The organism is Microbacterium phoenicis (genome assembly GCF_047302325.1).
Taxonomy (GTDB): domain Bacteria; phylum Actinomycetota; class Actinomycetes; order Actinomycetales; family Microbacteriaceae; genus Microbacterium.
The window spans coordinates 1,592,101-1,611,860 of sequence record NZ_CP154849.1; the positions used below are offsets into that span (position 1 = coordinate 1,592,101).

17 protein-coding genes are annotated in these 19,760 nt (G+C 68.5%); 13 read left to right on the forward strand and 4 right to left on the reverse strand.

Annotation, left to right across the window (positions count from 1 at the left end):
- Positions 1-42 precede the first annotated feature (42 nt).
- Entirely contained in the window at positions 43-1,878 is a 1,836-nt protein-coding gene (locus ABCU91_RS07795; protein WP_133399427.1) for an AMP-dependent synthetase/ligase, read from the reverse strand.
- A 146-nt stretch (positions 1,879-2,024) separates the two neighbouring features.
- Here ABCU91_RS07795 and ABCU91_RS07800 point away from each other — a divergent pair, with 146 nt between their 5' ends.
- The 3 genes from ABCU91_RS07800 to ABCU91_RS07810 are packed head-to-tail and all read left to right on the forward strand — an operon-like array spanning position 2,025 to position 5,027.
- Positions 2,025-2,960 carry an ROK family protein gene (locus ABCU91_RS07800; protein ID WP_091352696.1) on the forward strand — a complete coding sequence of 312 codons (936 nt, stop codon included), beginning with the start codon at positions 2,025-2,027 and terminating at the stop codon, positions 2,958-2,960.
- 1 nt (position 2,961) lies between these two features.
- The gene (locus tag ABCU91_RS07805) at positions 2,962-3,648 is read left to right on the forward strand and encodes a lysophospholipid acyltransferase family protein (protein ID WP_413353326.1); all 687 of its coding nucleotides are present in this window, start codon (positions 2,962-2,964) and stop codon (positions 3,646-3,648) included.
- A 50-nt stretch (positions 3,649-3,698) separates the two neighbouring features.
- Positions 3,699-5,027: a class II 3-deoxy-7-phosphoheptulonate synthase gene (locus ABCU91_RS07810; protein ID WP_091352699.1), complete on the forward strand. Its 1,329-nt coding sequence runs from the start codon at positions 3,699-3,701 to the stop codon at positions 5,025-5,027.
- 69 nt (positions 5,028-5,096) lie between these two features.
- Here ABCU91_RS07810 and pknB read toward each other — a convergent pair whose 3' ends face one another.
- Positions 5,097-7,055, reverse strand: coding sequence for a Stk1 family PASTA domain-containing Ser/Thr kinase (pknB, locus tag ABCU91_RS07815; RefSeq protein ID WP_413353327.1), 1,959 nt, complete (start codon positions 7,053-7,055; stop codon positions 5,097-5,099).
- A gap of 69 nt (positions 7,056-7,124) precedes the next feature.
- On the reverse strand, positions 7,125-8,333 hold the full coding sequence (locus ABCU91_RS07820) for a LysM peptidoglycan-binding domain-containing protein (RefSeq protein ID WP_413353328.1): 1,209 nt from the start codon (positions 8,331-8,333) through the stop codon (positions 7,125-7,127).
- A gap of 167 nt (positions 8,334-8,500) precedes the next feature.
- On the opposite strand from ABCU91_RS07820, the gene ABCU91_RS07825 reads away from it, so the two are divergent.
- Positions 8,501-8,827: an Rv2175c family DNA-binding protein gene (locus tag ABCU91_RS07825; protein WP_091352706.1), complete on the forward strand. Its 327-nt coding sequence runs from the start codon at positions 8,501-8,503 to the stop codon at positions 8,825-8,827.
- Between the two features lie 19 nt (positions 8,828-8,846).
- Here the strand turns inward: ABCU91_RS07825 and ABCU91_RS07830 are convergent, their stop codons facing one another.
- On the reverse strand, positions 8,847-9,941 hold the full coding sequence (locus ABCU91_RS07830) for a polyprenyl synthetase family protein (protein WP_413353329.1): 1,095 nt from the start codon (positions 9,939-9,941) through the stop codon (positions 8,847-8,849).
- Between the two features lie 60 nt (positions 9,942-10,001).
- On the opposite strand from ABCU91_RS07830, the gene ABCU91_RS07835 reads away from it, so the two are divergent.
- The 9 genes from ABCU91_RS07835 (at position 10,002) to ftsW (ending at position 19,756) form a co-directional block, all read left to right on the forward strand.
- The gene (locus tag ABCU91_RS07835; RefSeq protein ID WP_091352712.1) at positions 10,002-10,379 is read left to right on the forward strand and encodes a DUF3040 domain-containing protein; all 378 of its coding nucleotides are present in this window, start codon (positions 10,002-10,004) and stop codon (positions 10,377-10,379) included.
- A gap of 206 nt (positions 10,380-10,585) precedes the next feature.
- Complete coding sequence (mraZ, locus tag ABCU91_RS07840; RefSeq protein WP_091352717.1) at positions 10,586-11,017, forward strand: division/cell wall cluster transcriptional repressor MraZ; 432 nt, start codon at positions 10,586-10,588, stop codon at positions 11,015-11,017.
- A gap of 103 nt (positions 11,018-11,120) precedes the next feature.
- The gene (rsmH, locus tag ABCU91_RS07845) at positions 11,121-12,080 is read left to right on the forward strand and encodes a 16S rRNA (cytosine(1402)-N(4))-methyltransferase RsmH (RefSeq protein WP_413353330.1); all 960 of its coding nucleotides are present in this window, start codon (positions 11,121-11,123) and stop codon (positions 12,078-12,080) included.
- A complete protein-coding gene (locus ABCU91_RS07850) occupies positions 12,077-12,685 on the forward strand; it encodes a hypothetical protein (protein ID WP_091352724.1) in 609 nt (202 codons plus the stop codon). The genes rsmH and ABCU91_RS07850 overlap by 4 nt, the downstream gene beginning before the upstream one ends.
- A 4-nt stretch (positions 12,686-12,689) precedes the next feature.
- On the forward strand, positions 12,690-14,501 hold the full coding sequence (locus tag ABCU91_RS07855) for a peptidoglycan D,D-transpeptidase FtsI family protein (protein WP_413353331.1): 1,812 nt from the start codon (positions 12,690-12,692) through the stop codon (positions 14,499-14,501).
- Between the two features lie 27 nt (positions 14,502-14,528).
- A complete protein-coding gene (locus ABCU91_RS07860) occupies positions 14,529-15,941 on the forward strand; it encodes a UDP-N-acetylmuramoyl-tripeptide--D-alanyl-D-alanine ligase (protein WP_413353332.1) in 1,413 nt (470 codons plus the stop codon).
- Complete coding sequence (gene mraY / locus ABCU91_RS07865) at positions 15,938-17,047, forward strand: phospho-N-acetylmuramoyl-pentapeptide-transferase (RefSeq protein ID WP_091352732.1); 1,110 nt, start codon at positions 15,938-15,940, stop codon at positions 17,045-17,047. The genes ABCU91_RS07860 and mraY overlap by 4 nt, the downstream gene beginning before the upstream one ends.
- Complete coding sequence (gene murD / locus ABCU91_RS07870; RefSeq protein ID WP_091352735.1) at positions 17,044-18,585, forward strand: UDP-N-acetylmuramoyl-L-alanine--D-glutamate ligase; 1,542 nt, start codon at positions 17,044-17,046, stop codon at positions 18,583-18,585. The genes mraY and murD overlap by 4 nt, the downstream gene beginning before the upstream one ends.
- Positions 18,542-19,756, forward strand: coding sequence for a putative lipid II flippase FtsW (ftsW, locus tag ABCU91_RS07875; protein ID WP_091352737.1), 1,215 nt, complete (start codon positions 18,542-18,544; stop codon positions 19,754-19,756). The genes murD and ftsW overlap by 44 nt, the downstream gene beginning before the upstream one ends.
- Positions 19,757-19,760 lie beyond the last annotated feature (4 nt).

Sequence of the window (19,760 nt, forward strand, 5' to 3'; positions counted from 1 at the left end):
TGAGAGAAGGCCCCGGCTCGCCGGGGCCTTCTCTCATTCGGTTCAGTTGCCGAGCGAGATGTTCGTCGTCGAGACGTTCGCCTGGTAGAGCTCGTCGATGTCGGCAGCGAAGTCCGACAGGATGACGTTCCGCTTGATGCTCATCTTCGGCGTCAGATGACCGGATGCCTCGGTCCACTCGGTGTCCAGGATCACGAACTTGCGGATCGACTCCGCTCGCGACACCGACGCGTTGGCGCGGTCCACCGCGCTCTGCACCTCGGCGAGGACCTTCGGGTGGGCGATGACCTGCGACATCGGCATGTCGGACGAGAGGCCGTTGTTCGACATCCACGTCGGCAGCATCTCGCGGTCGAGGGTGACGAGCGCTCCGATGAACGGCTTCTGATCGCCCACGACGACGACCTGACCGACGATCGGGTTCGCGCGGATCGGGTCCTCGAGCACCGCAGGCGCGACGTTCTTCCCGCCCGCGGTGACGATGATCTCCTTCTTGCGGCCCGTGATCGTGAGGTATCCCTCGGAGTCGAACGTCCCGATGTCCCCGGTGCGGAACCACCCGTCGTCGAACGCTTCGGCGGTCGCCTCGGGGTTGCGCCAGTACTCCTTGAACACGTTGACTCCGCGGACCTCGATCTCGCCGTCGTCAGCCAGACGTACACCCACGCCGGGGAGAGCGGGACCGACGGTGCCGATCTTCGACTTCGTGGCGAGGTTGACGGTCGCGGGAGCGGTCGTCTCGGTCAGGCCGTATCCCTCGAGGATCTGTACGCCGAGGCTGTGGAAGAAGTGGCCGAGGCGCGACCCGAGAGGCGCGGATCCCGACACGGCATGCTGGACACGGCCGCCCATGGCGGTGCGCAGCTTGCTGTAGACGAGCCGGTCGAACAGGGCGAACTTGATCTTCATGCCGATCGGGATCTTCTCGCCGTCCTGCAGGCGACGCGAGTGCTCGACAGCCACGGCTGCGGCGGCGCGGAAGATCTTGCCCTTGCCGCCGGCCTCGGCCTTCTGCTCGGCGGAGTTGTAGACCTTCTCGAACACACGGGGCACGGCGAGGAGGTACGTCGGCTTGAACGACCCGAGTCCGGCGAGGAGTTTCGTGGTGTCGGGCTCGTGGCCCGTCTTGACGCCGCCGTGGATGTTGAGGATGGAGATGAACCGCGCGAACACGTGCGCGAGCGGGAGGAACAGCAGCGTGGAGGCTCCCGGCTGTTGGACGACCTCGTGGAGCGCCCTGGCGGAATTGCGCGAGAGCTCGACGAAGTTCTTGTGCGTGAGGACGCACCCCTTCGGTCGGCCGGTCGACCCGGACGTGTAGATCAGGGTCGCGATGTCGTCGGAGTTCGCGAGGTTCCGGCGGCGTTCGATCTCCTCGTCGCTGATGGACGAGCCGTTCTTGCGAAGCGTGTCGAGGTCGCCGGACTGCATCGTCCAGACCTCGCGCAGGAGAGGTACCTCGGAGCGGATCTCGGCTACGCGATCCGCGTGCACGTCGCTCTCGACCACGATGGCGATGGCCCCGGAGTCGCTGAGGATCCAGTTGATCTGCGACGGCGAGCTCGTCTCGTAGACGGGCACCATGACGGCCCCCGCGAAGAAGAGGGCGAAATCGACGAGCGTCCAGTTGTACGTGGTCCGCGCGAGGAACGCAACCTTGTCGCCGGGCTGGATGCCGCTCGCGGCGAACCCCTTCGCCAGCGCGAGGACCTCCCGGTGGAATTCCGCGGCCGTGATGTCACGCCAGCCGTCCCCGTCGGGGACCGCGAAGAGGGCCAGCGAGGGAGTCGCCTTCACCCGCTCCACGAGGATGTCGGAGGTGTTCGCGGTCGGATCCGCGGGCACGACAGCGGGGACGTCGAATTGTACGGCGCTCATGGGCGGCAACTCCTTCGGTACCGGGTGGCGTCAGGTGCGACCGAGTCTAGGGCATCGTGATCCTCGATCCCGCGGCGGCAGCGGGATGCGCCGCCCCATTAGACTCACGGATGCCGTGCGGCCTCGCACGCGCGGAGAGGAGTCGCGTGCTCAACGTCGGCATCGACATCGGTGGGACCAAGATCGCCGGCGGAATCGTCGACCCGGACGGCGTCATCGTCGACCGCCGCCGCGTTCCGACCCCCGCCGACCCCGGCGCGCTGGCCGATGCCGTGGCCGGAATGGTCGACGAACTCGTCTCTGGTCGCGTGGTCCACGCCGTCGGCGTCGCCGCAGCCGGGTTCATCGATGCCAGCCGCGCCGTCATCCTCCACGCCCCCAACATCGACTGGACCGACGAGCCGCTGCGCGACGAGCTCGAGCGGCGCATCGGGCGTCCGGTGACGCTCGAGAACGACGCCAACGCCGCCGGGTGGGGCGAATTCCGCTTCGGCGCCGGGCGCGAGGTCAGCGACATGGTCATGATCACCCTGGGAACCGGGGTGGGTGGCGCTGCGATCATCGACGGCGACCTTCTCGTGGGAGGCAACGGCATCGGCGCCGAGCTCGGCCACATCCGCTTCGAACGGGGTGGGCGCCCTTGCGGATGCGGGCAGAACGGGTGCCTCGAACAGTACGCGTCCGGCCGTGCGCTTCAGCGAGAGGCCGCCGATATCGCCGCGTCCGGTTCGCGGGGCGCGGCTCTGGCGGCAGCGCGCACCGCCGAGGGGATCGTGCCGGCCGCCGCGATGGAAGCGCTGATCGCCGCCGGCGACGCGGGCGCCCTCGAGGCTGTCGACCGCGTCGCGACGGCGCTGGGGGAGGCCTGCGGTGGATTCCAGGCGGTGCTCGACCCGGAACTGTTCGTGATCGGCGGCGGCGTCGCCGACCTCGGCGAGCACCTGCTGCACCCCGTGCGCGAGGCATACGCCACCGCGCTGCCCGGTTACGGCGAGAGGCCCATCGCGTCGTTCGCCATCGCGACCCTCGGCAACGATGCCGGCCTCATCGGCGTCGCCGACCTCGCGGGCGGCCGGGTCTGACATGATCTACTGGGTCCTGAAATACCTGATCATCGGACCGATCGTGAAGGCGATCTTCCGACCGTGGATCGTGGGACGCAGCAACATTCCGGCATCCGGTGCGGCCATCATCGCGAGCAACCATCTGTCCGTGAGCGACTCCATCTTCCTGCCGCTCATGATCGACAGGTCCATGTCCTTCCTCGCCAAGAGCGACTACTTCACGGGCAAGGGCCTGAAGGGGTGGGCGACCCGGGTGTTCATGCAGGGGACGGGACAGATCCCCATCGACCGCACCGGCGGCAAGGCCTCCGAGGCCTCCCTCAACACCGGCCTGCAGGTCCTCGGCCGCGGCGACATCCTCGGGATCTACCCCGAAGGGACCCGCAGTCCCGACGGCAAGCTCTACCGGGGTCGTACGGGTCTCGCGCGCATGGCGCTGACCGCGCGGGTGCCCGTCATCCCCGTCGTCATGATCGGCACCGACGAGGTCATGCCGATCGGTCGTTCCATCCCTCGGGTGGGCCGCGTGGGCATGGTCATCGGGGAGCCGCTCGACTTCAGTCGGTTCTACGGCATGGAGTCCGACCGTTTCGTGCTGCGATCGGTGACCGACGAGATCATGGTCGCGCTGCAGCGCATGGGGGAGCAGGAGTACGAGGACGTCTACGCGTCCACGGTCAAGGACCGCCGCCCCGCGGCGGCCTGAGGCGCCGTCACACGGCCGACGGCCTTCCGGCTCGTCGGTAGAATGAACGGATGCCCACTCCTCTCGACCACTGGCGCTCGCTCCCGATCAAGCAGCAGCCGTTGTGGCCCGACGCGGATGCGGTCGCGGCCGTCTCCGCCGAGATCGCGACCCTCCCGCCGCTCGTCTTCGCCGGCGAGGTCGACAACCTCCGTGCGCGCCTCGCGAAGGCGGCGTCCGGTCAGGCCTTCCTCCTGCAGGGCGGCGACTGCGCCGAGACGTTCGCGGGCGCCACGGCACAGCAGATCCGCGACCGGATCAAGACGGTCCTGCAGATGGCGGTCGTCCTGACCTACGGCGCGTCGATGCCGGTCGTGAAGATGGGCCGCATGGCGGGTCAGTTCGCCAAGCCGCGCTCGAGCGACACCGAGACGCGGGGCGAGGTGACGCTCCCGGCCTACCGCGGAGACATCGTCAACGGGTACGACTTCACCGAGGCGTCGCGCACCGCGGACCCGCAGCGGCTGCTCAAGGGCTACCACACGGCCGCCTCGACGTTGAACCTCGTCCGCGCGTTCACGCAGGGCGGATTCGCGGATCTCCGCGAGGTGCACAGTTGGAACCAGGGCTTCGCCAAGAACCCGGCCAACCAGCGCTACGAGCGCCTGGCCGGTGAGATCGACCGCGCCATCAAGTTCATGGAGGCCGCGGGAGCGAACTTCGACGAGCTCCGCGGCGTCGAGTTCTACACCGGTCACGAGGGTCTGCTCATGGACTACGAGCACCCCATGACCCGCATCGACTCGCGCACCGGCACTCCCTACAACACGTCGGCGCACTTCCTCTGGGTCGGGGAGCGCACGCGCGACCTCGACGGCGCCCACGTCGACTACTTCTCGAAGATCCGCAACCCCATCGGGGTGAAGCTCGGACCCTCGACCACCCCCGAGACGGCTCTCGCGCTCATCGACAAGCTGGACCCCGAGCGCGAGCCCGGGCGTCTCACTTTCATAACCCGGATGGGCGCAGGCAAGATCCGCGACGCCCTGCCGCCGCTCCTGCAGGCAGTGAAGGATGCCGGTGCGACACCGCTCTGGGTCACGGACCCGATGCACGGAAACGGCATCACGACGCCCACCGGCTACAAGACGCGTCGCTTCGACGACGTCGTCGACGAGGTCCGGGGCTTCTTCGAGGCTCACCGCGCCGTCGGAACCTTCCCCGGCGGCATCCACGTGGAACTCACCGGCGACGACGTCACCGAGTGCCTGGGCGGCTCGGAGATGATCGACGAGGCGACACTGGCGACGAGGTACGAGTCGCTGTGCGACCCGCGACTGAACCACATGCAGTCGCTGGAACTGGCATTCCTCGTCGCCGAGGAGCTCGGCAAGCGCTGACGCACGGAGCGAGGGCCCGGCGGTGATGACCGTCGGGCCCTCGTCGTACTCGGAGACGGATGCCGGGTCTCAGCCGAACGGCTGGAACTGCGGCGTCAGGCTGATCGTCGCGCCCGGACGCTGCAGGGTCCCGCCCTCGGGAGTCATGGAGCGGACGCGGTAGACATCCCAGTAGCGGCCACCGAGCGGGATCTCGGCGTCGTCGATGTTCGGATTGACCTCGAACCCGGCGGACTGCAGCCGCTCGACGGCCGTGCGCACCGTCTCGCCGACGACGTTCGGAACCTCCACGGGCTTCGGCCCGTCCGAGACGACGATCGTGATGGTTTCGCCCTGCTGCCACGATCCGCCGCCGGGGCGATCCTCCACGCGGATGACGAGGTCGTCGGCCACTGAGCTGCTGTATTCGCGCTTCTCGTCGACCTTCATCTCAACGTCCGTGAGGGCCGCGGACGCCTCGTCGGCGCTCTTCCCGACGACGTCGGGGAGCGGCCCGAGAGAGACACGGAGCTCAGCTCGGGATCCCTCGAGGACGGAACAGCCCTCCGTGCATTCGACGGCGTCCGCCGCGCCGGTCTGCGTGACGTAGACGCGCACGACCCGTCCCGAGGCGAAAGACGTGAAGTACTCCTTGACTGCCGCGACGTCGATGTTCTTCTCCTGCAGCAGTGACTCGACGTCGGTGCGCGTCTTGTCCTGCAGCGCCGGCAGCTCCGCGGTCGCCGGCCCTGAGGAGATCCTCACCGTCACGGTGGCGTCGCGGTCGAGGAAGGTCCCGGGGTCGGGGTCGGTGTCGACAGCCCGCCCGGCGGGCACGGTGAGGCTGTGCACCTCGCTGCGCTCCGCGACGAGCGCGTTGTCGGCGAGGAGGTCCCGAGCGTCCTCGAAGCTCATCCCTTCGACAGTGGGTACGGAGACGAGTGATCCGGGCCCTGACCCGAACCACCATCCGAGGCCGCCGGCGGCAGCGGCGAGGAGGAGGACGACGGCGAGGAGCCAGCTCCCCTTGACCGTGTTGCGGTGGGAACGGCGGCGCAATCGGGTGGCGTTGTCGATCTCGGTGGTGACACTGGGGGCGGTGAACGTCCCCGGCATGACACGGGTGACCTCGTCCGAATCGAGCGAATCGTCGACGACCACGGTCGAGCCGGCCGGCGTCGACCGCACGACCTGAGGGAAGACCCCGAGCTGCTTCTCGATATCGCGCAGGCGCTCGAGCATCTCGCGCGCATCGGTGGGGCGGTCCTCGGGTGAGCGTTCCGTGGCCCAGAGGACCAGCTCGTCGAGCTGTTCGGGCACCGCGGGGTTCTTGACGCTCGGTCGCGGGACGGAGTGCGTCGCATGCTGATAGGCGATCTGCATCGGCTGCTCGCCCTTATAGGGCTGTTCGCCCGTGAGCATCTCGTAGAGCATGATGCCGAGCGCGTAGATGTCGCTGCGCGCGTCGGCCGTGCCGCGCGTGACGAGCTCGGGAGCGAGGTAGGCGATGGTGCCGAGGAGCATCTGGCCGGTGGCGGTGTTCGCGCTCGTGGCGCGTGCCAGACCGAAATCGCCGATCTTGATCCGGCCGTCTTCGGCGAGGAGGACGTTCTCCGGCTTCACGTCCCGGTGAACGATACCCGCGCGGTGCGCGGCGGACAGACCCGACAGGATCGCGTCCATGATGGTGATCGTCTGGGGGAGCGTGAGCCGCTTCTGTTCGCGCAGCAGTTCGCGGAGCGTGATGCCGGGCAGGTACTCCATGACGAGATACGCCATCTCGCCGTCCTGACCCTGGTCGAAGACGTTGACGACGTGCGGATCCGCCAGGCGTGCAGCGGACCTGGCCTCCTGGATGAACCGGTTCTGGAAGACGGTGTCGTCCGAGAGATGACCGTGCATGACCTTCAGCGCCACGCGGCGTTCGAGACGCAGATCGGTGGCGACGTAGACCGTGGCCATCCCGCCTCGGGCGATGCGGCCGCGAACGCGGTACCGGCCGTCGACCAGGTGGCCGATCAGCGGGTCGGTCTGCGGGGTGGCGGTCACGTCAGAAGTCTACGGAGCAGACCCTGCGAGCCCGGGTAGCGGCGCACCTTCCGACGCGGGGAGACGTGATCACCCGTACAGGTCGAGCCAGCGGTAGGCCTCGTCCTTCCAGGGCCCGTAGCGTTCCGGGTACGCCGAGATCTGCACGGCCTGGGCTGCGTCCCCGAAGGCCATGTCCTCCCACCCGTCGATGTCGAGGAGGCCGCGCGTGCGGTCGCCGTTCGGATCGGATGAGCCGCCGAAGAACGCGGCCGCCGACCGACGGGGGTCGCGGATCTGCTTCTCGTTTCCCCAGCCGGCACTCGGGCGCTGCTGGAAGAGTCCGACCGAGTCCCGGTCGCCGCCGTCCAGGTTGCGGATCCAGGATTCGACCATCGCCGTCGCAAGCGCGATGGCGATCCCGTCCCGTGAGACGCCCCGGTCCCGTCCGACCTCGATGATGGTCCGGACGTTCGCGATCTGCTCGGCATCCAGGTCGGTCTGCCCAGGACGCGATTGCGTGGAGGCGGCCCGAGGCGCCGCAGCGGCGGGGATGCGGAGCTTCTGCCCGGGGTAGATGATCGATGCCTCGTCGAGCCCGTTCGCGTCGAGGAGTCGTGCGAGGGTGGTGCCGCTGTCCGCGGCGATCGCCCAGAGCGTCTCGCCGGCGGATACCTCGTGCACGGGCCCCGCCGCGGCTCGGGGGGACGGCGCCGGTGCCGCGGCGCGATGCGCGGCGAGTTCCGTGACCGTGAGCTTCTGGCCCGGGTGGATGATCGACGACGCGCCGAGCTCGTTGGCGCGGACCAGAGAGGCGACGCTCATCCCGTGGCGCTTTGCGATGGACCAGAGCGTGTCGCCGGGACGAACTGTGTAGGCGGATGCCGTACCCGGGGCGGGCCGGGAGGGCTCGGCATCCGTCTTCTCCGTCTTCGGTCCGAGGCGGAGGACGTCGCCGGGGTGGATGAGCGAACGCCATCCGAGGTCGTTCCATGCCAGGACGTCGGCCGTGCGGACACCGTTCGCCGCCGCGATCGCGCTGATGGTCTCCCCGTGGGCGACGACATGTGTCCGCACAGCAGCGCGCGCGGCGGGTGTCCCGACGGTCGTAGCGGGGCTCGCGGCTGGGACGGGCGTCGCGTGGGCCTTCGCCGACAGCGGTCGGGGCGCCGAGCGGTCGTGATCGTCGGCCGTGGCCGCGTCGACGGGGAGAAGGGACAGCGAGAGAGCGATCGACCCGATCACAGCGGGAGCGCCTCGGTGGAACAGAGAGGCGGGCATGACGTCGTTCCGGTGCACAGGTGTTCCTTCAATCAGTCCCAGATCGTCGATCCCCCTCCGAAACCGTGACACGCCGATGTGACTGCTGTCAATCAGTGTGGTGTATGTGACGGGTGTGACGAGATGAGCGTGCGACGATCCGGCGGAGCGGATGCGATAGTGGGGGAGTGAGTTCTGCGACGCCCGTGTCCACTGATTGGCTGAGTCTTCCCGAACTGGTCGAGCTGACCGGGGAGCCGCTCGGGCGCGTGCGGCGGATGCTCGACGAGCATCAGCTCGTCGCCTCCCGCCGCTTCGGCGCGCCGCGGGTTCCCTCCGTCTTCCTGGTGGACGGGGCGCCGATCTCGTCCCTCCGGGGGACCATCATCGTGTTGCACGATGCCGGGTTCTCCGATGACGAGACCATCGACTGGCTCCTCGCGCCCGAGGACTCGATCGGCTTCGCGCCGATCGACGCCCTGCGTCAGGGACGCAAGAGCGAGGTCCGTCGGGTCGCGCAGACGCTCGCCTGACCAAGCGGATGCCTGCTCGTCAGGCGGCGCGGACCGTCGCCGCCCGAGCGAGGTCGCGCAGATCACCGACTGCGCCGTGACCGAGCCGAGCGCCGCGAAGCGCTCTGTCCGCCTCGGCCGCCCAATCTGTGATCAGTTCTTCCACGCGTGCGAGCGCTCCGGTGTCGACGATCGTCTGCTGCAGGTGTGCCACCTGCTCAGGGGTGAGATCCCGCTCGCCGACGAGTTCGTCGAAGATGCGGAGGGCGCCGGCAGGCAGGGAGGCGCGCGCGTACGCGATGAGAAGTGTGCGCTTGCCTTCGCGAAGGTCATCGCCCACGGGTTTGCCGGTGACCGCGCTGTCTCCGAACACCCCGAGGACGTCGTCGCGCAGCTGGAAGGCGAGTCCGATGGGGTGACCGAACGCCGCCAGCGCACGGTACTGCTCGTCGTCCGCGTCGGCGAGGGTGGCGCCGAGCTGGAGCGGGTGCTGGACGCTGTACCGGGCGGACTTCAAAGAGGCGACGCGCAGAGCGCGGTCGGGGTGGGTGTCGACGGGTGCCACGACGTAGGCGGATTCCTCCGCGACGTCGAGGAACTGACCGATCGTCACCTCGCGGCGCATCCGTGCGAACTCCGTGCGCGCACGATGGGCCCGTGGGTTCTCGACGTCTGCCAGCCCCTCTTCGAGCAGGTCGTCGCTCCACGCCACCAGGAGGTCGCCCAGGAGGATCGCCGCAGATCGACCGAACTCCTCGGCGTCACCCGCCCAGGCGGTCGCGCGGTGCTCTGCTTCCCACGCGCGATGGGACGCAGGGCGTCCTCGCCGGGTGTCGGACCTGTCGATGACGTCGTCGTGCACGAGCGCCGCGGCGTGGAAGATCTCCAGTGCTGCGGAGGCGGTGATCACCGCGTCCGGTACGCTCGACGTCACGCCGCCAGCCGTCGCCACCGCTCGGAAGCCCGCGAGGCAGAAGCGGGCTCGGAACGCCTTGCCGCCGGTCGCCGCGGATGCGCCGGATTCCACGAAGGCGCGCGCTTCGTCGCCGAATTCGGATGCGGCTTCGCGCTGCGCCTCGAGGAACCTCTCGACTCGCTGAGAAACGGCGACGATCGGGTCGAGAGAGGAGGACACAGGCCTAGCCTAGTGATCGCGCGGACGCGTACACTTGACGGACCGACCCGAGGGGGATGCATGCCACTGTCAGAACAGGAGCAGCGTCTGCTGGACGAGATGGAACGCCATCTCATGCGCAACGACGCCGATGTTGTCAGCGCGGACCGTGGAGCGGCGCCGCTCAGCTACCGCAACATCGTCTACGGGTCCGTCATCGTGCTCTTGGGTATCGCCGGCCTCGTCGTCGGCGTGGCCACATCGCTGATCGTGATCGGCGTGGTCGCCTTCGTCGTCATGGTCGTCGGCGTCGTCCTCGCCTTCACACCGGCCAAGGGTGCGGCAGCCGCACGGAACGCGACCGGTACGCGTAAGCCGCGCGCCGCGAAGGCAGCGGCATCCGCCTCTTTCATGGATCGCATGAACGACCGCTGGGATCGCCGCAACGACGATCGCTGATCCGGCGCCCTCCACCGCGCTCCACTTCTGAAGCACCGACCCTCGGGTCGGTGCTTTTTTTGTGTCCGCGCGGGCCTCCACCCGCCCTGCCGTCGTCCGGTGGTGCGGCAGGGATGCGGCGTGCCTCGAAACTGTCGCGGAGTGGAGGAAAGTGGAGTAAAGTGGCGTCATCCTGGAGCAGGCCGGACGAAGGGGGTGACCGAGCGATGTTGTTGGGCACCCACACCCCCAAGCTGGACGACAAAGGACGGGTCATCCTTCCCGCCAAGTTCCGCGACGATCTCGGTCCCGGTGTCGTCATCACCCGTGGCCAGGAACGCTGCCTCTACGTGTTCAGCTCTGCGGAGTTCGAGCGGGTCTACGAGCGCATCCGCGAGGCACCGCTGACCAACAAGCAGGCGCGCGACTTCCAGCGCATGTTCCTCTCGGGCGCCAGCGCCGAGAAGCCCGACTCCCAGAACCGCATCACCATTCCGCCTCACCTCCGCACCTACGCGGGGCTGGAGCGCGAGCTCATCGTCACGGGTGTCGGCGCACACGCCGAGATCTGGAACGCGGACGCGTGGAACGCCTACGCCGACAGCAATGAGGACACGTACTCGGACATGGAGCAGGAGGTGATCCCGGGACTCTTCTGATCCTCGACTGCGACTCCCAGCCGCACGCCCTGACGCACTTCCCCGGCGCCAGGTCGGAGCGGATGGGGATCGGGGTCGAGGGCCTCACGGACCCGAAGGAATCATGGCCCACGACGAGATCCACACCCCCGTCCTGCTCGACCGTTGCATCGAGCTGTTGGCGCCTGCGCTGCAGCACGACGCCGCGGTCGTCGTCGACGCGACGCTCGGGATGGGCGGACACTCCGAGGCGCTTCTCGAACGCTTCCCCCAGGTGCGTCTGATCGGCCTCGACCGCGACACGGACGCGCTGCGCATCGCGGGGGAGCGGCTCGCCCGCTTCGGCGACCGCGTGGACCTCGTGCACACCGTCTACGACGGCATCGCCGACGCCGTCTCGAGCGTGGGCGTCCGCCGGGCCGACGGCATCCTCTTCGATCTCGGTGTCTCGTCGCTGCAGCTCGACGAAGCGGACCGCGGCTTCGCCTACTCGAAGGACGCGCCCCTCGACATGCGGATGGATCAGTCCGCGGGGACGACGGCGGCCGACATCGTCGCGACGTACGGAGAGGGTGACCTGCGTCGCATCTTCGAGCGCTACGGCGAGGAGAAGCTCGCCGGTCGTTACGCCCGGGCGATCATCGCCGCCCGTCAGGACGCACCGATCGAGCGGTCCGCGCAGCTCGTCGACATCTTGGTCGCCGCGACGCCGATCGCCGTTCAGCGCGAGCGCAGCGGGCACCCCGCCAAGCGCGTCTTCCAGGCTCTCCGCATCGAGGTCAACGGCGAGCTGACGGTCCTCGAGCGCGCCCTGCCCGCGGCGCTCGGCATCCTGCCCGTCTCGGGCCGGATCGTCGTCATGTCGTACCAGTCGCTGGAAGACCGACTCGTGAAGCGCGTGCTCGCCGAAGCGACCAGGTCGACCGCTCCCGCCGGGCTCCCGATCGAACCGCCCGAGCATGCCCCCCGTTTCCGGCTCCTCACCAAGGGTGCAGAGCTGGCGTCCGACGAAGAGAAGATCCGTAACCCCCGTGCCACCCCGGTGCGGCTGCGTGCGGCCGAAAGAGTGAGGGAGGCGTCATGAGCGCTTCGGCACTGGCCACCACCGCCATCGACACCGCGCCCGATGAGGAGCTCCTCGGCTCGGCAGCACCTGCGCTTCGGCCCGTCGGTCGCGTCGGGTGGGGCGTCGCGCCCCAGCCCCGGCGTCGCCCCCGGCGGGCGTTCGGAGTCATCGCCGTCGCGGGCGCCCTCGCGATCGCCGGAGTGCAGATGGGGCTGTCGATCGTCACGACGCAGGATGCCTTCGAGGTGAAGAACCTCACGGCGCAGCAGCGGGACGCGAACTACCAGAAGAACATCCTCGAGGACGAGGTCGCGGGTCTCAGCTCGCCTCAGTTCCTCGCAGCCAATGCGGCGGCACTCGGCCTCGTCGCGGGCGGCGAGCCCAGCTACATCCGTCTGAGCGACGGCACGACCCTCGGCCCCAAGACGGGTGCCTCCGACGCGTCGTCGATCGAGGCGCTGTCGCGGGCGGCGGTGTCGAACGCTCTCGTGGCGGGTGTCCCGCTCGTCACCGATCCCGAGGCGAGCCTCGACACGGGGGTCTCCATCGACACGAAGCTGCTGGCCGATACGCCGACACCCCCGTCCATCACCGACGGACTGCCGACCCCCGCCACACACTGAGAACATGACGACTCGAGCAACCCGCAGTCCGCGCCGTCGCACCGTCGTCGCCCTCGCCGTCGTCCTGGTCGTCCTGGTCGCCTTCGTCGCCCGCCTCATCGACATCCAGGTCGTCAACGCGAGCCAGCACGTCGAGGACGCCTTCAGCAAGGGCATGCAGACCACGACGACCCTCGATGGCGCGCGGGGCACCATCGTCGACGCGAACGGCAGCCCGTTGGCCACGAGCATGCTGCGGTACAACGTCGTCGTCGACCCGAAGCTCGCGGAGGGCGGCATGTCCCTCCGCGACGACAATGGCGCGATCGTGAAGGACGACGCCGGCGACACGGTCATGGTCACGTGGCCGGAGATCGCCGCAGAGATCGCCAAGGTGACCGACCAGAGTTCCGACGAGGTCCGGACGATGGTCGACGACGCCTACGCGAAGAACCCCGAGAGCCGATATCAGGTGATCAAACGGCTCGTGTCGACGGCGGAGTTCCGCGAGCTCGACGATCTCGGCATCCCTTTCCTCTCGTTCGAGCCGGTCGCCTCGCGGTCGTACCCCGACGGCGCGGTGGCGGGAAACATCATCGGCTTCGTCGGCTCGGACGGGGAGCCCCTCGAAGGGGTCGAGAAGCTGCAGGACTCGTGCCTCGAACCCACGAGCGGGAGCATCAAGTACCAGCGCGGCGCGAACGGCGTGACGATCCCCGGTACGGCGGTCGAGGAGCCTGCCGTGGACGGCGGCACCCTCAAGCTGACGATCGACTCCGATCTGCAGTGGTACATGCAGCAGCTGATCGCCGAGGAGACCGACCGCTACCAGGCCAACTGGGGCGGGATCCTCGTGATGGAGACCGCCACGGGCAAGATCCGCGCGATCGCGGAAACGGACTCCGTCGACCCCAACGACCCGGGGGCCAGCAAACCCGAGGACCGGGGCTCACGCCTCCTGCGGACCTCGTTCGAGCCCGGCTCGACCTTCAAGCCCGTCACGGCGGCGACGGCGATCGAACAGGCGGGCGTCACGCCGGAGACGACGGTCACCGTCCCTGATCGCATGGTGTTCTCCAACGGAGCCGTCGTGAACGACTCCGAGAACCACGCGACGCAGAACCTCACCCTCAACGGTGGCCTCGTGACCTCGTCGAACGTGGCGATGTCGCAGTTCGGCGCGATGGTGGATCCGCAGACCCGGTACGACTACCTCAAGAAGTTCGGTGCCGGCGAAACCGACGGTCTGGGCTGGTCGGGAGAGCCCGAACGGATCCTCCGACCCGCCGACACGTGGGACAACCAGACGAAGTACGCGACGACCTTCGGTCAGGCCTTCACCGTGACGGCCGTTCAGGTCGCGAATGCGTACCAGACCTTCGCCAACGGCGGTGTCCGGATGCCGGCATCCCTCGTCGAATCGTGCACGAAGGCGAACGGCGAGGTCGTCACCCCGAAGCTCGCGAAGCCCGAACGCGTCATCACAGAGGAGACGGCGAAGGAGGTCTCGCTCATGCTCGAGAACGTGTTCGCACAGGGCACGCTCGCCGAGGACGTCGAACTCCCCGGGTACCGGATGGGCGGCAAGACGGGCACCGCGCAGATCCCCGACGGTCACGGCGGATACAAGAAGAACCTGTACTTCACCTCACTGGTCGGCTTCGCTCCGGCCGACGATCCGAAGTATGTTGTCCTGACGGTCTTCGACGAGCCCAAGAAGCAGCGCATGTCGTCGGCCAACCGTTCGGTGTTCAAGAAGGCGATGGCGCAGGTGCTCACGCACTACCGCATCATGCCGTCGGGTTCGGAGACCCCCCTCCTTCCCGTCACCGGCTGAACCCGAGCGCACGAGGAGACCCCCAGCATGATCCGGATGACGCTCGCCGAGGTGACGCACGCCATCGGCGGCACCCTCCACCTCCACGGCACGGACACCCCCGAGACGGTTGTCGCGGGCACCGTCGACACCGATTCCCGGGAGATGGAGCCGGGCTCGGTCTTCGTCGCCAAGCCCGGCGACGTGACCGACGGGCACCTGTTCGTCGATGTGGCCGCCGAAGCCGGCGCCACGCTCGCGATCGTCGAGCGCCGCGTCGAGACGGCGATCTCGCAGATCGTCGTCGCCGACGCCGTCGCCGCGCTGGGTGCCCTCGCCCGCGAGGTGGTGGCACGCGTGCGTGCCGCCGGAGACCTCCGCGTGGTCGGCATCACGGGATCGAACGGCAAGACGACGACGAAGAACCTCCTGGCGCGCATCCTCGAGGTGGAGGGGCCGACGGTCGCCCCGCGAGCGTCGTTCAACAACGAGGTCGGCGCACCCGTCACGATGCTCCGCGTCACCGACGACACCCGCTTCCTCGTCAGCGAGCTCGGCGCCTCGCGGCCGGGCCGCATCGCGGAGCTCGCAGGTCTCATCACGCCCGACATCGGCGTCGTCCTCATGGTCGGGCTCGCCCACGCGGGCGGATTCGGGGGCGTCGAGGCGACGCAGAGGGCGAAGACCGAACTGGTCCAGGCTCTCCGTCCGGGCGGAACCGCGGTCCTCAACGCGGACGACGCCCGTGTCGCGGCGATGGCAGCTGCGGCGCAGGAACGCGGAGCCGACGTCCGGTGGTTCGGACGCGGGACCGCGGCCGACGTTCGCGCAGACGACGTCGAAGTCACGGCATCCGGGACGACCGCGACGGTCCACGTCGACGGCCGTCGACTGCCCCTGCACCTGAAGGTGCTCGGCGAACACCACGTCATGAACGCCCTCGCCGCCATCACGGTCGCTCAGCTGCTCGGCGTCGATCCGGCCGACGCGATCGCGCGCATCGGGACCGTGGAGATCGCGGAGCGCTGGCGGATGCAGCCGCTCGGCGGCGACCGCGTGCGGATCATCAACGACGCCTACAACGCGAGCCCCGACTCCATGGCCGCCGCCTTGCGGACCGTCGCCCAGATCGCCGAGCCGGGACAGCGCAAGGTCGCCGTCCTCGGTGCCATGACGGAGCTCGGCGAGCAGGCCGGGGAGGAGCACGATCGGATCGGGCTCCAGGCCGTGCGGCTGCGCTACGAACGCATCGTCGTCATCGGGACGGCGGCGCGACGCCTCTACCTGGCCGCCATCAGCGAAGGCTCGTGGGACGGCGAAGCCGTCTTCTTCGAGACCGCTGACGAGGCCTACGACTACCTGACGGCCGAGCTCCGCGACGGTGATCGCGTGCTGGTGAAGTCTTCCAACTCCGCCGGGCTCAGGTTCCTCGGCGATCGTCTGGGAGAATTCTTCTCGTGAGATCCCTGTTGGCCGCTGCGACGATCTCGCTGGCATTCACCCTGTTCCTGACACCGCTGTTCATCCGCCTGTTCCGGAAGATCGGGTGGGGCCAGGTCATCCGCACCCCCGAGGATGCGCACAACCCGAGTCACCACACCAAGCGCGGGACGCCCACCATGGGCGGCATCGTCTTCGTCCTGGGGACCATCGTCGGGTTCTTCGTCGGCAGCTACACCGGTGGCACGGAGCCCACGATCTCCGGTCTGCTCGTGCTCTGGATGATGGTTGGCCTCGGCATCATCGGCTTCATCGACGACTACATGAAGGTGCGGTCGCAGCGGAGCCTCGGCCTGTCGGGATGGCGCAAGATCGTCGGCCAGATCGCCGTCGCCGTCCCCTTCGCCATCATGGCGCTGAACTTCCCGAACCAGTACGGCGAGACTCCTGGTTCCGCCTACATCTCGTTCTTCCGCGACATCCCGACGCTCTCCTTCATGGCGCTCGGCGCCGTCGTCGGCTGGATCCTCTACCTCCTGTGGATCTCGTTCATGTCGGTCGCGTGGTCGAACGCCACGAACTTGACGGACGGGCTGGACGGCCTCGCCACGGGAGCCGGCATCTTCACGGTGTCCGCCTACAGCCTCGTGACGTTCTGGCAACTGCAGCAGCGCTGCCACTCAGCCGCACTGGTGACCGAGTACACGGCCGCCTGCTACGACACGCGGGACCCCATGGGCCTCACGATCGTCGCCGCCTCGTTCGTCGGCGCCCTCGTCGGGTTCCTCTGGTGGAACGCCCCCAAGGCGAAGATGTTCATGGGCGACGTGGGCTCGATGGCGATCGGCGGTGTCGTCGTCGCGATGGCCGTTCTGAGCCGTACCGAGATCCTCTCCATCGTCCTCGCGGGCGTCTTCATCATCGCTCCCGCGTCAGTCATCCTGCAGCGCTACTACTTCAAGGCGACGGGCGGCAAACGGCTGTTCCTCATGAGCCCCTTCCACCACCACCTCGAGATGCGCGGGTGGCCCGAGATCACGATCGTCGTCCGGATGTGGGTCATCGCCGGCATCCTCGCCATCTTCGGGGTCGCCCTGTTCTACGTCGGTTGGCTGGCTGCACTGTGACCGCCGACCTCGATCGCCTGACGAGCTGGCACGCGGACTGGTCGGGACTGCGGGTCGCGGTCCTCGGCCTGTCGATGACGGGATTCTCGGTCGCGGACACCCTGGCCGAGCTCGGCTCCGACGTCCTGGTCGTGACCGAGACGGCGAGCGAGGAGTACGCGCGTCTGCTGCCGGTCATAGGTGCGAGCCTCTGGGAGGGGGCGCTCGACGCCGTCCCCGACGAGCTGATCGCCCACCGCCCCGACGTCGTCATCGCGTCGCCGGGCTTCCCCCCGCATCACGCCGTCGTCGCATGGGCGCGCGAAGCGGGAGTCGCCGTGTGGGGCGACATCGAGCTCGCGTGGCGCGTCCGCGACAAGGTCCTCCGTCCCGACGGAACGCCGGCCGAATGGATGCTCATCACGGGCACCAACGGCAAGACGACCACGACTCAGCTCACGGCCACGATGCTCGTGGCGGGAGGCCTCCGCGCCGCCCCGTGCGGGAACATCGGCGTGCCGGTCCTCGACGCGGTCCGCGACCCCGCGGGGTTCGACGTGCTCGTGGTCGAGGTCTCGAGCCATCAGCTCTGGTACCTGAGTCTCTCGGATGCCGCGGGTCGGGTGTCGCCGCACGCCAGCGTCTGCCTCAACCTCGCTGCGGACCACCTCGAGTGGCACGGCTCTTTCGACGCGTACCGGGACGCGAAGGCTGTCGTCTACCGGCAGACGCGCGTGGCCTGCGTCTACAACAAGAGCGACGTCGCGACCCGCGAGATGGTCGAGGACGCCGAAGTCGTCGAGGGATGCCGCGCCATCGGGTTCGATCTCGGCGTCCCGGGCCCAAGCGACCTCGGTGTCGTCGACGGCATCCTCGTCGACCGTGCCTTCCTCGATGAGCGCCGCACGAACGCGCTGGAACTCACCACCGTCGAGGACCTCGCCGAGTCCGGTCTGGCCGCTCCGCACGTCGTGGCGAACATCCTCGCCGCCGCTGCGCTCGCCCGTTCGATCGACGTCCCTCCTGCCGCCGTCCGAGACGCCCTGCGCACCTTCCGTCTCGATCCGCATCGGATCGAGGTCGTCGCCGTCGCCGACGGCGTGACGTGGGTCGACGACTCCAAAGCGACGAACCCGCACGCGGCGGCATCCTCCCTCCAGGCCTACCCGGGTGCCGTCTGGGTCGTCGGCGGCCTTCTGAAGGGTGTCGACATCGACGATCTGATCGCGTCTCGCGGCCCTGCGGTCGCGGCGGCGATCGTGATCGGCGTCGAGCGCGCCGACATCGTGGGGGCTTTCGCGCGACACGCCCCGACGGTTCCGGTGTTCGAGGTCGACCACGCTCAGACTGAGGACGTCATGACCGAGGTCGTCGCGTTGGCGGCGGGCGTCGCGCAGGACGGAGACGTGGTCCTCCTCGCTCCGGCAGCGGCATCCTTCGACCAGTTCGCCTCGTACTCGGATCGCGGCCGGCGCTTCGCCGCCGCAGTGAACGCACGGATCGGAAAGGACGCCGGTGACAACCACGACCGACCGTCCGGCCCCGTCGGATCCGGCTGACCGCGGCTCGTCCGCTTTCACGGCGCGCGTCGGTCTCGGGAAGGTCTTCGCGCCGGTCCCGAGCGAGTTCCTCCTCATCGCCTCGACGGCGCTGATCCTGACGATCTTCGGCCTCGTGATGGTGCTGTCGGCGACGATGGCGACCTCCGGAGCGGGCGGCCCGTTCGAGACGGCTATCAAGCAGGGCGTGTTCGCTGTGGTCGGCATCCCGCTGATGTTCGTGCTGAGCCGGTTGCCGATGCTGTTCTGGAAGCGCATCTCCTGGATCGCGCTGATCGGGGCGCTCTTCCTCCAGCTGCTCGTTTTCACCCCGCTGGGGTTCGCGGACGGCGGTAACCGCAACTGGATCATGATCGCGGGAAACCAGCTCCAGCCCTCGGAGTTCCTCAAACTCGCCTTCGCCCTGTGGCTCGCCTACGTCCTCTACCGCAAGCAGACGCTCCTCGGTGACTGGCGGCACGTCTTCATCCCCGTCGTCCCGGTCGCCATCATCGTCATCGGGTCAGTCGTGGCAGGCAAGGACCTCGGCACAGCCATGATCCTCGTGCTGATCCTCCTCGCGGCCTTGTTCTTCTCCGGCGTGCGACTCCGGATCTTCGTCATCCCGCTCGTGCTGGCAGTGGGCGCTGTCGCCTTCTTGGCGATCACGAGTCCGGACCGGATGCGGCGCATCATGAGCTTCATGAACCCAGACTGCCTCGCGGACTACTACGGCGACTGCTATCAGCCGCTCCACGGCATCTGGGGGCTCGCAAGCGGCGGTGTCTTCGGGCTCGGGCTCGGCAATTCTCGAGAGAAGTACGCGTGGTTGCCAGCGGCATCCCACGACTACATCTTCGCGATCGTGGGCGAGGAGCTCGGCCTCATCGGGTGCGTCGTGGTGCTGGCGATGTTCACACTCTTCGCCATCGGTGCGTTCCATGTGATCCGGAAGACTCCCGACCCCTTCATCCGCATCGCCGCGGGGGCGGTGACCGTCTGGATCGTCGGTCAGGCCCTCATCAACATCGGCGTCGTGCTTCGGGTCTTCCCGGTACTTGGCGTTCCGCTCCCGTTCATGTCCCAAGGCGGCACGTCGCTGATGTCGGTGCTTCTTGCCTGCGGGGCACTGCTCGCGTTCGCCCGGACGCTGCCGACGTCGGCGCCGGGGGCCGCGCCTGCCCGCCGGTAGGCTC